This window comes from Pseudomonas savastanoi, from assembly GCF_020917325.1.
In the GTDB taxonomy this organism is placed as follows: Bacteria; Pseudomonadota; Gammaproteobacteria; order Pseudomonadales; family Pseudomonadaceae; genus Aquipseudomonas; species Aquipseudomonas amygdali.
The window spans coordinates 5,085,904-5,098,580 of the sequence record NZ_CP076652.1; the positions used below are offsets into that span (position 1 = coordinate 5,085,904).

10 protein-coding genes and 1 pseudogene are annotated in these 12,677 nt (G+C 51.4%); 3 read left to right on the top strand and 8 right to left on the bottom strand.

The genetic code is table 11. The features are described from left to right. Positions 1-8: 8 nt before the first annotated feature. A complete protein-coding gene (locus tag KP808_RS21570) occupies positions 9-419 on the top strand; it encodes a hypothetical protein (RefSeq protein ID WP_230016854.1) in 411 nt (136 codons plus the stop codon). A gap of 121 nt (positions 420-540) precedes the next feature. Here the strand turns inward: KP808_RS21570 and KP808_RS21575 are convergent, their stop codons facing one another. After that, positions 541-1,308: a hypothetical protein gene (locus KP808_RS21575; RefSeq protein ID WP_230018946.1), complete on the bottom strand. Its 768-nt coding sequence runs from the start codon at positions 1,306-1,308 to the stop codon at positions 541-543. A 305-nt stretch (positions 1,309-1,613) separates the two neighbouring features. On the opposite strand from KP808_RS21575, the gene KP808_RS21580 reads away from it, so the two are divergent. Both KP808_RS21580 and KP808_RS21585 read left to right on the top strand, forming a co-directional pair. Further along, positions 1,614-1,862 (top strand): hypothetical protein, encoded by a 249-nt coding sequence (locus KP808_RS21580; protein WP_004666267.1) that lies wholly within the window; start codon positions 1,614-1,616, stop codon positions 1,860-1,862. Positions 1,863-2,273: 411 nt separating this feature from the next. After that, positions 2,274-4,046, top strand: coding sequence for a retron Ec67 family RNA-directed DNA polymerase/endonuclease (locus tag KP808_RS21585; RefSeq protein ID WP_230016856.1), 1,773 nt, complete (start codon positions 2,274-2,276; stop codon positions 4,044-4,046). A 772-nt stretch (positions 4,047-4,818) separates the two neighbouring features. Here KP808_RS21585 and KP808_RS21590 read toward each other — a convergent pair. The 7 genes and pseudogenes from KP808_RS21590 to KP808_RS21620 all read right to left on the bottom strand — a co-directional run bounded on the left by KP808_RS21590 (position 4,819) and on the right by KP808_RS21620 (position 12,602). Continuing rightward, on the bottom strand, positions 4,819-5,313 hold the full coding sequence (locus KP808_RS21590; RefSeq protein WP_230016858.1) for a hypothetical protein: 495 nt from the start codon (positions 5,311-5,313) through the stop codon (positions 4,819-4,821). Between the two features lies 1 nt (position 5,314). Then, entirely contained in the window at positions 5,315-6,271 is a 957-nt protein-coding gene (locus KP808_RS21595) for a hypothetical protein (RefSeq protein ID WP_230016861.1), read from the bottom strand. Positions 6,272-6,478: 207 nt separating this feature from the next. Then, entirely contained in the window at positions 6,479-9,013 is a 2,535-nt protein-coding gene (gene hrpB, locus KP808_RS21600) for an ATP-dependent helicase HrpB (protein ID WP_219170261.1), read from the bottom strand. Positions 9,014-9,132: 119 nt separating this feature from the next. Further along, positions 9,133-10,032, bottom strand: a pseudogene (locus KP808_RS21605) (J domain-containing protein); the annotation flags it as partial. Between the two features lie 397 nt (positions 10,033-10,429). Beyond that, positions 10,430-11,053, bottom strand: coding sequence for a glutathione S-transferase family protein (locus KP808_RS21610; protein WP_058402587.1), 624 nt, complete (start codon positions 11,051-11,053; stop codon positions 10,430-10,432). 49 nt (positions 11,054-11,102) lie between these two features. After that, positions 11,103-12,092: a hypothetical protein gene (locus tag KP808_RS21615; protein ID WP_080396422.1), complete on the bottom strand. Its 990-nt coding sequence runs from the start codon at positions 12,090-12,092 to the stop codon at positions 11,103-11,105. A 126-nt stretch (positions 12,093-12,218) separates the two neighbouring features. After that, entirely contained in the window at positions 12,219-12,602 is a 384-nt protein-coding gene (locus tag KP808_RS21620) for a RidA family protein (RefSeq protein WP_230016865.1), read from the bottom strand. Positions 12,603-12,677: the final 75 nt, after the last annotated feature.

Here is a 12,677-nt window from a genome sequence, read left to right on the forward strand (position 1 = left end):
ATATTGAATTGAAAAAACTTAACGTTGCTAAAACTATTCTGGGGGGCGCTGCAGCACTTTGCTTCATGACTCCCCTGACTCCCCTCTGGGCTAAAGATGGAAACGAAGCGCTGGCGGCGGTAATCGATCAGCAAAAGACACAGCTTCCCATCATGCTGGACCTTATGACCCGAATAGACACGATTGCCTATGCTGATCACACCGTCCTCTACAACCTCACGATCAATGGTTACAACGGAAGGCCTGGCGAAAAAGTCTACTACGACAGCTACCTGACTCAGCAAATCCAAGGCAGCTTGTGTAAGCAGACAGCCTATCTATTGGTGCTGGAGCTGGATAACAAAATCACTTATTCGTACTCCAGCTCGACAGGCGAGTTCATTACATCGATCACGCTTTCACGCAAAGACTGCGAGTAAAGCAACAGGTGCGTCTTTGTGCTCGCCCTGAAAAAAGACAGGACGCTCATGAGCGTCGGGTTGTAGATATGGGCCTGCGTTATCGCACGCACCTGATAATTGAAGCGTATCCCCCGCTGCGTCAGTCCGCGCCGCTCCACATCGCATCAAGCGCCCGCTCAAGCGCAGGCGTCTTGATCTCGATGCCATCGCCGTAAGCCGCCGTGCCACGAGCGCAGTCGATAATCACCGTGATTCCAGCACCGGTGAGCCGTCCGGGGTATTTGCGCAGGGTCAACTCAACACATGAGCAATCCAGCCAGCGTGCCTGATCGGCTGACCAGCCATTGTCTTCGAAAGCAAACACGCGGATGTCGCGCCTGATGTCGATTATCTCGGGTGGGTAAATCCATTGCGTGGCAAGTGCCTCGTAAGGCGTCGTCTGGACACGATAGCGAGCACTTGGGGACAGGGCGATCACTTCAATGCGCTCTCCGCGCATGGTGTCGCCTTCATGCTCGGAGCTGGCAAATATGGGCTCATAACCTTTCCCGGTGAACGTAAAGAATTTCGTTTTTCCATCAGCCTTCAACTGGGCCAGAGCTGCGCTCACCAACGGGAGAGACCTATCGTCAGGCTCAAGCGCTCGGTCATATCCGTCAAACTCGATACCCATAAAGTTGGCTTCATCAGCATCATCCGTGAAGCAGCGAGCGGCGAGGGACAGAGTGCCTTCCGTGAAGTAGTACATATCGTACTCATAGTAATAGTCGTAGAAGCCGTCCTTATCCTGCTCGCTGGCGTCGACATGGTGATACCGCTCCATGCGGATTGAACCCGGGCCTTGGGATGTCCACTCGGGTTTGAGCTCGCCGTCACGGTGGTACTCACGTGAAAAGATGTTTTTCATCCAGCGCTTGATAAGGGATTTGAAAACAAATCTGGCAGTGTTCAATGTCTTTCCCTGGTTACCCGGTTGCTCGGAAACTTTCCGTGATCGATTCCTGAGTATTCGTGTGATTGAAAATACCGGAGCCGAGTGCGAATGGCAGCCCTATAGCCCGCAATAAGCTGACGAGTCGCCGAGCATCTGAATGTCGTCCTTCAGCAACTGAAAGGGTCAAAACAGTTTGAACCGTTTTCAGACGCGCTCGCCTAATGATTAGCCTGTGGATACTCCCACAGGCTACGTGCCAATACCGGCATACCCAAAGGGTGATCAACGTGGCTAAAGACGACAAGAAAAGCAAAGGCGAAGCCTCGAAAGCCAGCAAGGATCTGAAAGACAAAAAAGCATCACCGGCAAAAAAATCTGAAGCGGCTTCGACGCTTTCCAAGTCTTCCGAAAAGAAAGACAAGAAAAAAGACGCCGAGCCAAAGAAAGCAGCCAAAAAAGCTGATAGCAAGCCAGACAAGGCCAAGAAGTCAGACAAGGCGGAAAAGCCGGCTAAAAAGAAAAAGTGATGTTTGCTGCCTGCCAGGGCGTTGTGCCCTGGTGTTATCTTGCGCTGTCGCCTTGCGTTTTAGCTCCACGACAGCCTGCTAATCCTCCATTCACAACAGCACTCTGACAGCCTACGAATATAGATAGACGGTGTCCGCGCGCGAGTTCACTTTCTCCCGTTCGCTTGGATGGGCGATGAAAAACCTGCTTATCAGACTACGTCGGACCCTTTTAAAAAATTGATTTCGGATCCAATATTTTGTTAATCTCGGGATCGGCTTACGGGCAGATTTTGGATCGCGCATCGCGATCAGTGAAAAAATTGTCCGAAAGGATTGCCCTTGTGGTGACTTGTCGCTTCTTGACGGTCCTGGCACAGTGCGTAGGAGTGCCCGTAAGCCAATTTCCTTTTTACAAAATTAAGTCAACACATGAAAATGATCAGTGCCTTGCGCGTAGCAAAGACTAAGCCAGACCTTGCCTTGCTGATGGGTATAGATGCTTCGTTTCTCACAAATATTCTTTATAGACTTAAACCGGCGACTCAATACACGAGTTTCACCATCCCGAAAAAAAGTGGTGGGGTACGTACGATCTATGCTCCATCCGATGAGCTGAAGTCAATTCAGAGAGCTCTATCTAACTTACTTCAAAACTGCATGCAGGAAATAAACACTTCCAAGGGAACGAAATTTAATCCGACTCTTTCTCACGGCTTTGTACGTAACCGATCAATTTTAACAAATGCAATAATGCATCTCAACAAAAAAAATGTTTTGAACATCGACTTGAACAATTTTTTTGACCAGTTTAATTTTGGTAGGGTGCGAGGGTATTTTATATCGAACAAAAATTTCCAGCTTGACCCTGCTGTTGCAACAGTAATTGCTCAAATTGCTTGTTACGACAACAAACTACCTCAAGGAAGCCCATGCTCTCCAGTTATCACAAATCTGATAACCCATTCGCTTGACATTAGACTAGCATCATTGGCAAAAGATAACTCGTGTACTTATACTAGATATGCTGACGACATCACCATATCAACTCGAAGAGAAGCTTTCCCAAATAATTTAACTTCGGACGGAGCATCTGGGTATATTATTGAAAGTAGGCTCGCAGCAGAAATTAAGCGAGCAGGATTTAGTATCAACCCTGCAAAAACAAGAATCCAATACAAAGATTCTCGCCAAGATGTCACAGGATTAGTCGTTAACAAAAAACCCGCAACAAAGTCAGAGTACTGGCGCACGGTCAGATCTCAGTGTCATGCGCTATTCCAAACCGGGAAGTTTTTAGAGAACAATTCAAATCCTCCTCAGACGGGTAATATTTTTGTACTGGAGGGAAAACTAAATTTTATAGACCAGATTGATTTATTTAATAGAAAACGAAGTAAGCCACTATTGAATCCAGAATACGAGCCTTCAAAAAACAAATCGAAAACTAGAAAACTGCTTAATGGAAGAGAACGTACATTCAGCAGATTTCTTTTCTATAAGTATTTTTATGGAAATACTAAACCTACTATTATATGCGAAGGCAAGACAGACAACGTCTACCTGAAAGCTGCAATAAACAAACGTGCATCTGCGTTTCCAAGCCTCGCCAAACCTAAGTCTGGGAACGACCCATACGAACTCCTTGTCCGCTTTATCAATTATACTAGCCGTACAAGATTTCTACTTGAGCTCTATGGAGGAACCCCATACTTGAAAGAGTTCATACTCGATTATGATGAGTACTTCAATTTTTATAGAGCACCCGTGCCGACTCACCCCGTGATCATAATTCTAGACAACGACGATGGGTTTGGAAAAATTGAAGGAGCTTTAAAAGGAAAGAGGTACAATCCGACAATTTTCCCTAGCACCTTACCAGCTAACGATTTTCGAAATGCAGAATTTATATATATCGCACACAATCTTTATATCGTACTTACCCCACGAAAAGGCAAGACTGAGAAAAGTTCGATCGAGGAATTATTTCCAATAAAAATCAGAGCCACAAAACTTGGAGGAAAAGTATTTAACAAACAAAATAAGACCGACAGCGAAACTGAATATGGCAAGGAGTATTTTGCGAGTAAGGTTGTGACCCCCAACAAAGACAAAATAAACTTTTCCGGATTCAACCCACTTTTAGAGCGCATCAATAAATGCATTCAACATTTCACTACAGTGAAGCTGGTGAAACCATTATAGCTCCAGAGCTTTGTTAAAGCTGCTACTTTACTGGAAGTACTCGTATCAATACCTGACTTACCCGACAACTGACTCCACACTCAAGGCAGCAAAAGTGGGCAATCCTAGCCGTATGGAAATTTTGTCTATGGACGAGAAGCATATCTCGGCTGAAAATTTAACTTTCGCGGATAAGCCGCATGAAGCGAAGCGAACGTTCTTGATTGATGGATACAGTATCAGCTATGAAAAACAACGCTTTCATTCTACAAAATTGCTCTTGTCGTAAACTTCACGAGTTTTTGTTCTTGACTAGATCCTCTCAACACTTTTCCCTTCTACCTCATGCTGGAGCTCGGAATACTTGAACCCAGTCATTGCAAATTCTTCGGAGTTACTTATTAGATAATCCGCACCGGTATCTCTACCCTGCCCTCCGAGTGAAAAGCAATGATGCGTAAGCCCTGCCCATTTAATTTATTTACGCATATACCATCAAAAATATCCGAAACCGCTTATCCTAAATACACCATATAAAACCTCTTAAACACTAATGTGATATCGATCGATTACGGACAAGCAACGAAAACGGCTTGATTCACTATTACCTTCGTACTCATACTAAAATGGCGAAGCTCTAAATTATAATTTGAAGCTCTCGTTACTGCCTGAAGAAGCTGCCTAACCATGGTGCCTTTTTCTGCATTTAGCAAAAACCCCTGCATCATCCGAAATCTTAAAAACCCTGACACCTTGCCTTGCTGTATGACTGCCAAAAAGCTATACATTACAACTATTCAGCCCACATAGATATTTCCGCTCGCAACTTGTTCGCCGTAACGAATCCAGCAAGCTGCACCAGTGTCGCAACTACTATACTCAACAGGCATGCACCACGAATAGAAAGCACAGCCCACACAAGAAAATCAGAAAATTTCACGCGTTTAAGAAAAACCATGTCACCGACAGCACCTGCAACAAACGCAACCAGAAGCAAAATAACAACCAGAAAAATATTAGAAATAATCTCTTGTTTCAACTCAGTCAGAGCACTTACAACTTTCGCATAAGCCTGCGAATTTTGAATTTTTAACTTTTTAGGGACGTCTTTCATAACACCTTCCACATAGTTAAAGAACGCCAGAGACATAGCCCCAAAGAGCGCAGCCAAAGCAAACAAAACAGCATTGGCATTACTAAACACAGCGCTAAACTGCCCTTCACTACCCCACAAAGAAACATATGAGAGACCAAATGATATAAAAAACACGAAAAATACACGAAGCATACTAGCGCCTCAAAAGACTAATTATTTTAGAATATGTCTCAGCAACCAATCTAGCATCGCTATCAAAACGTCCTGGTGCGGGCTTACCGGTTTCAAGCTCCAATTGCTGTTCTTGCATAACTACTTCGTCCGCTGGCACTTCAAGATCAATCTTAACTACAGCAGACATACTCTTATAGACTTTCTTGCCACCTCTATCCCCTTCAGTCGTGACACTCCATTTACCCTCGCCCTCTTCAATGTAATCTATATAACCCTCAACAGGAGCCGCTGGAACCTTAAGGTCACCATACTCATTACTCAGTATGACCTTCACTTCATCCTGATCAAAAAGCTCTTTCATAGCCTTAAGAGCGTCCCGGGCTTTTACGTTAGTCTCCAGAATATTGGGGGATATGAGATCCAACTCAACCTTGTAAACTTTTTTATGAGTATTTATAATATTCCAGAACTCGCCTTTTATAGTTTTAGGCTCGATAAAAATAGAATAATTATATTGATCTAAGACCGCAGATTTCAATCCAGCATGAATGGCATTCATAATCTGATCCTCAGTACCAAATCGCCAGTCATGCTGTACAAAGATATATTGATCAATTACATCGACTATTGTAATTATCGGAACCCAATCATCCGCATCATGAGGTACAATATCGCCAGGTATTTTATCGCCAACTTTGGTGATTTTGTGCTTAGCCGTTTTACCGACTAAAAACCTGCGTTTCGGAAATTCGTCATCGGAGGGCTCCACATATGAAAAACCCACAAAACCATAGCGAACGTTGTTTTTAAAAAACTCACGTCCATCATCTTGAAGGGCAGGAACAACAACGGCCCCCTTGGGATTTGGTAGAGGTTCGGAAACGAGAGTACCCTGCTTATTTTTGATTAACGAGTAACGCAGCACCAAAAACGACTTGAATCCTTTCACAAAACACCCTTTAAATTTACGATCCATTCTTATCAAGCAAGCTACGTTATTTAGCAATTGATATCAATATGAGATCAATCAAAATCCGGGCACATCACGTGAGCTCGTAGACATAGCATGTCTGCTCTCTCCATGCCCAGCAACTGACATATTCTTGCTCACCATAGGTAGCCTATCGACGCACCCACTACTCGAAAAGTGCGCGTGATCGCGAAGTTGCACTCGGAGCTACCCTCAAGTCCCCCTCGGCTTGACCCGCGCCGTAGCCTCCGCCACCAACGGATCATCCGGCCAGTAATGCTTCGGATAGCGCCCCTTCAAATCCTTCTTCACCTCAATATAGGTAGACCGCCAAAAGTTGGCCAGGTCCTGCGTCACCTGCACCGGGCGGCGTGCTGGAGACAGCAAATGCAGTTTCAACACCTGCCGCCCATTGGCAATGCGCGGGGTATCGGACAAGCCAAACAGCTCTTGCAGCCGCACCGACAGAATCGGCGGCTGTTCGCTGTAGTCGATACGGATATTCGAGCCAGACGGCACCTGGATGGTCTGCGGGGCCTGCGCTTCCAGTTGTTGCGGCATTGGCCACGGCAGGAGGTTGCGCAGGATGGAGGGCAGGTCGAGCTGGCTGAAATGGCTGAGCCGGGTGACTTTGCCCAGGTAGGGCATCAGCCAGTTTTCGAGTGTCGCCAGCAGTTGCGCGTCACTCAGGTCGGGCCATTCGCTTGCTGCGCTTTTGTCGATGTCCAGATTGCGTAGCAGCGAGACACGCGCCTGCCACTGGCGCAGTTCGGGCGTCCACGGCAGCAGTTCCAAGCCTTTGCGACGTACCAGCGCCAGCAGTGCCTGGCTGCGAGCTGCGTCATCGAGGCCGGTCAGCGGTTCGCGGTTGATAATAAGCTCGCCCGCCTTGCGCTGCCGTTCTGCGCGGAACACGCCTTCGCGCTCATCCCACTCAATCTGGTCCACGGTGATGACCTGCTCGGCCAGCACAGAGTCGAACAGCGCTGGATCGAATTCGGCAGCGAGGTAAATCCGCTCCTCACGCTGCCCCTGACGGCTGCCTAAATCTGCGATGACCAGCCAAGGCTGCTTCATCAGTGCGTCGGCCTCGGCGAAAAGTGCCGCGCGACCGTTGGCCAAGCGATATTCAGCACCGCCGGGGCGACGTTGTTGTGCCACGCGATCCGGGTAGGCCAGTGCCAGCAGAGCGCCCAGCCAGCGTGAATGATCGGGATCGATGACCGGGCTTTTCGCAGTGCCGCGCAGGTATCCGCGATATTGCCGTGCCAGCTGTTTAGCTCGCTGCACACCGCCCTGTGCACCACGCGCAGCACGCTCGGTGCCCGCCAACAAGGTCAGGCGGCTGTGCAGATCGGCCCCGCCGCCGCGCAGAATATCGCGCTCGCCCAACAGTGCGGCCACGTCACACGCCAGTTCGCCCAAGCCCAATGCATGACCGCGTAGCAGCAGGTGCGCGATGCGCGGATGTGCGGGCAGCTCGGCCATCGCCTGACCGTGGGACGTCAGCGCTGGCGGTTGGCCCGGCTGGTTGCTCAGCGCCTCAAGCCGCACCAGCAAATCCTGCGCCTGCGCATAAGCCGCCGCTGGCGGGACATCGAGCCAAGCCAGTTGCGCAGGCATGACGCCCCAGCGCGCCAGTTGCAGCGCAAGCCCGGCAAGGTCCGCCTGAAGAATGTCTGCCGCGCCGTAGGCGGCCAGTTGATCGTGTTGCGCTTCGGACCACAGCCGGTAACACACACCCGGCTCCAGCCGCCCTGCCCGCCCGGCACGCTGAGTGGCGCTGGCACGCGAGATACGCTGGGTTTCCAGACGCGTCATGCCGCTGCCCGGATCGAAACGCGGCACCCGCGCCAACCCGGCATCGATCACCACACGCACGCCGTCGATGGTCAGGCTGGTTTCCGCAATATTGGTCGCCAGCACGACCTTGCGCGTACCTTGGGGGGCAGGCTCGATGGCCGCACGCTGCGCATTGAGATCAAGCTCGCCATGCAAGGGGCAGAGCAGAATGTCGGCGCGTTCGCCCAGCGCTTCTGCCAGTTGCTGGTTGACACGACGAATCTCGGCCTGCCCCGGCAGAAACACCAGCAGGCTGCCGGACTCGCTGCCCAGCGCATCCAGCACCGTCTGCACGACACGCGGCTCGATGAATTCACCCGGCTGAAAAGGACGCCCCCACTGCATCTTCACCGGAAACATCCGCCCGTCGCTGCGCACTACCGGTGCATCGTCCAGCAACGCCGCCAGCCGCTCGCCTTCCAGCGTGGCCGACATCAGCAGAATCTTCAGCGGCTGATCGTCACGAAACAGCTCACGACCATTGAGGCTCAGGGCCAGGGCCAGATCGGCGTCCAGACTGCGCTCATGAAACTCATCGAAAATCAGCAGCCCCACACCTTCCAGCGCAGGGTCGTCCTGCAAGCGACGCGTGAGAATCCCCTCAGTCACCACTTCAATACGCGTCTTCGGGCCGACCCGGCTTTCCAGACGAATCCGATAACCCACCGTCTCGCCGACCTTCTCGCCCAGCTCACTGGCCAGCCGCTCGGCAGCTGCTCTTGCCGCCAGTCGCCGCGGCTCCAGCATCAGAATGGTCTGCCCGGCCAGCCAGGTTTCCTCAAGCAGCGCGAGCGGCACACGCGTGGTCTTGCCCGCGCCGGGAGGGGCTTCGAGTACAGATTCATGGCGCGTGGTCAGGGCCTGGCGCAGGGCTGGCAGGACGGCATCGATGGGTAACGAAATCATGGGGGCTCCCGGAGAGATGCGGGGAGTATACCGGGGTGGGGTTGGGGAATCAGGCGGCGTGTTTTAGCTGAACGGCAGTCGCCAGAAAGACTGCCGCAAGCATGCCTCACGCCGAAAAATCAGACCTGGACCTCGTCGCCTTTCTCATCAATAAGGCCATTGTCGTATTTCTTGCGCAATTCTGGATCGGACAAAATCTTGAACGCATTTGAAATCACTTTGAAACGCTCAGTCGCCTCAGCCTCCTTACCGACATTCTTATCAGGATGATTCTTCAGCGAGGCTTTCCTGTAGGCCGTTTTGACTGCGGAGAGATCTGCCGTCATGTCCGAGAGGCCCAAGTGTTCGTACAACGGCTTGACGGGTGGCTTGGCGGGGACGGAATCGCCCACCTTCGCGGAAGCGTCAGCGGCTGGTGTGTCGTAAGGCCGTTGTGTTGAAGGCCGCTCAGCGCCTGCATTGGGCTTTGCTTTCGGTGGCGGCGGCGCGCTGTTGGCAGCCTGGGGGCGAGTGCGTGGAGGCGTTTGCGGACGTGCTTGCTGTTGGGCGCTGTCAGGTCTCCAGGATGGGCCCGGTGTGGGTCGTCGCACGCGATCGGTGTTCGACTGACGAACCTCGTTGATCAACTGGTCAGCGATGTCGTTCATCAGCTTGTTCAGCTTCAGGTTGCTGGAGAAGAACGCATGGTGCGCCTCACTATTTCCCTTGCCCTGCTCGGGTTCAGGCTTGGCCATCGCGTCGACCAGCTTCTTGCCCAGAGAGAACAACATCTTGCCCTGGCTGTCGCTGACGCCCAAAAAGCTCATCACGTTATGCATCGACTTGTCGCGCTCCCAGACAACGCCGGCCAAGTCAAAGGCAGCTCGTGCCAGATTGAATCGGCCTCCGCCTTCGTGAGTCTCGACATTGGTCACCGGTTCCTTGCCGCGCAACGCGTCCAGGATTACCGCGAGGCCTTTCTGCTGACGCTCGTTGAGCCGGCCTTTCTGCTCCAGCGATGAGCTGTTGACCTGCAACGCCCCATTTTCAGCAGTTGTACTGGCCCATTCGCGAGCAAGCTCGCTCCCACAGGGGTCATGTGTACCGGGTTTGTGGGAGTGAGCTTGCTCGCGAAGAGGCCCTTATGAACGCCGAAGTTTTATGCTCAATGTGAGTACGCCTTCGCGAGCAAGGTCGCCTTTTTGGGCATGGATCCGAGGGTGACTAACTCAGGCCAAAAAACGGCCGGAGATCGCTGACCAAGCCACAGGGTGCTCGGAAATTCGTCGATTGCTGCACAACACAGCCAGGTCGGCTAGCTGAAGAGTGCATGGAAAGAGTTCTACAACCATTATCGCGGCCGCGGGAATCTCCCACGACCTTCGGCCAGAATCAAAAGCAAACTTATGCATAACGCTGAGCTCTCAAGCGCAGGGATCACGGCGTTCCGTTTCGGCCGTGCAAGCGGTAGCCGGGACGTTCGCTCAGTCGTTCGTAATAGGCCTTCACTGCCGGGAAGTCCGGATGACTTAACGGGGTTTCAAACCAGCGATTTACTGAAAGGCCCATCGGGATGTCTGCCAGCGAAAACTCGCTGCCGCTGACGTACGCCCCGGTGGCATCAAGTTGTCGATCCAGGATCGCCATGTGTCGGGTCCATTGACGGCATCCGGCAGCCAGCGCGTCAGGGTCTTGATGGGCGACGCTGTGCCTGACCAGCGACATTAAGGCATAACCCCAGGATTTGTTGAGGTCTGTGGCCTGCCAGTCGATCCATTGATCCACTCTGGCTCTGGCTATTGCGTCCACCGGGTAAAGATGCACGGCGTTGTTGCGGTTCGCCAGGTACCTGATGATCGTGTTCGACTCCCACAGAACGAAGCCATCATCCTCAATGACTGGAACCATCGCATTGGGGTTGAGAGCCATGAATTCAGGCGTGTTGGTTTCCCTGAAACCAGAGCCCCAGTCCTGCCGTTCGAACGGGATTTCCAACTCTGCACAGGTCCAGAGCACTTTGCGGACATTGATTGATGAGGCTTTGCCCAGTATCTGTAGCATTCCACCTCCTTATGGTTAGCCCGCCTTGGCCGCCATCGCAAAAATCGAATCACCCACGATTATTTGTAAAGTCATTCACGTCCATAGGCACCAATTTTTTATTAAATGAATACTCACCGCCGAGCTCATAAAATTTCGCTTTGGTGTAAACATAGATTTTCTTGCTGGTCGCGAACATAAATGTGTCGGAAGACGCCATATCAGCAAATCGCTCAGCGCCAGAGGTATGCAGAAAGACGAGATCATTGCCTACCACCCCCAGCAGGCCTTGACCCCAATTATCATACTTTAAAAAATCCTCTAACTCTCTATGCCCCGCACATTCAGAAATACCGTGTTCAGGACAATCAACAGGAATCAACGGACGAAAATCGTATAAATCAATGTCGCCAATACTCAAACCGCCGACGAACATCTCGGTGCCGCTCATAGAGGCACTAAGACTGCGCCACTTTTTGTCGTCACCCAAGGGAAAAACCACCGAAAAAAGATGTGGATCTGCGCCCTTTATCTTTCGTCCCCCATAGTAAACAGAAATATCGTCTTTGGCGTAATAGGCAAGCTGATCAGTCTGCCAGTCAACACCCCCCTGAAGGCTGCCCTCCAGCGGCTTGAAGGAAGGCGAGTAATGTGCCACCAGGTTAAGCTCGCGCGTCTCTATCGAGTTGATCTGACCTTGTTTTGATAATAGGCATGAAAACGAAAAATTACTAATCGCTCCTGAGGCATCGCCGGCGCCAGTAATGCAGGGTTTCTCCTTATAACGTACTTGGTTCATCCAATAGACGTCGTCGTCAAGCACCACGTAATGGGCAGAAAGAGTACGAAGATCCGAAGAACACTTTCGTGTCTTCTTTTTTGAATCATCAATGGTCCCGTCTCCATTGAAGCGCCCGCTAACAACCTCCTCGCATACGACATTGATATGTTCATTACCCATATCACCGGGCAGAGCTTCATATACGGCATGGCCAACAAAACCCAGCACTGCCAGCCCTCCCGAGATCATCAACAGTCTACGACCCGGTCTCACATACATCTCCTTATGTTTAGTGCTGCTGGAGGCTGACAGACGTGCTTCGCCTCATTATTCATGACAAGCATGTTATGACGAAGAGCGTTACAAAATGCGTCCCCACGCAGAGTGTGGAACGAGCGACTGCATTCAGCCCGCCTTGGCCGCCATCGCCGTTACTTCCACGCGCATACCCTCGACCGCCAGCGATGCCACGCCCACTGCTGCGCGCACTGGCCACGGCTTTTTGAAGAAGCGTTTGTACACTTCATTGAAAGCCGCGCGATCTGCCATGTCGGTCAGGTAGATGGTCAGGTGCATGACCCGGTCCATCGAGCTGCCGGCGCGTTCGAGGGCGTCTTTCAGGGCACGCAGGGTGCATTCGCTCTGCTCGGTGATGCCGCCCAGTTCCAGGCTACCGTCGGGATGAGTAGGGATCTGGGTGCTGACCAGCACGCCGTTGAAGTGGGCGACGTCCGACGAGATGGACTCCGGATCTGGATCGGGGGTAAAGGTGATGTCTGCGTTTGCCATGGGATCTCTGCTTTGCAAAGGATGGAAAACGCCAAGCCTACGCGAGCGACAGGTGGGGGTCGAGCCGTGGGCTTT

Bases quoted from the DNA above. Each gene is read 5' to 3' on its own strand.
- KP808_RS21590 (WP_230016858.1), bottom strand. From the start codon at position 5,313: ATGCTTCGTGTATTTTTCGTGTTTTTTATATCATTTGGTCTCTCATAT.
- KP808_RS21620 (WP_230016865.1), bottom strand. From the start codon at position 12,602: ATGGCAAACGCAGACATCACCTTTACCCCCGATCCAGATCCGGAGTCC.
- KP808_RS21595 (WP_230016861.1), bottom strand. From the start codon at position 6,271: ATGGATCGTAAATTTAAAGGGTGTTTTGTGAAAGGATTCAAGTCGTTT.
- KP808_RS21575 (WP_230018946.1), bottom strand. From the start codon at position 1,308: ATGAAAAACATCTTTTCACGTGAGTACCACCGTGACGGCGAGCTCAAA.
- KP808_RS21610 (WP_058402587.1), bottom strand. From the start codon at position 11,053: ATGCTACAGATACTGGGCAAAGCCTCATCAATCAATGTCCGCAAAGTG.
- KP808_RS21585 (WP_230016856.1), top strand. From the start codon at position 2,274: ATGAAAATGATCAGTGCCTTGCGCGTAGCAAAGACTAAGCCAGACCTT.
- hrpB (WP_219170261.1), bottom strand. From the start codon at position 9,013: ATGATTTCGTTACCCATCGATGCCGTCCTGCCAGCCCTGCGCCAGGCC.
- KP808_RS21615 (WP_080396422.1), bottom strand. From the start codon at position 12,092: ATGTATGTGAGACCGGGTCGTAGACTGTTGATGATCTCGGGAGGGCTG.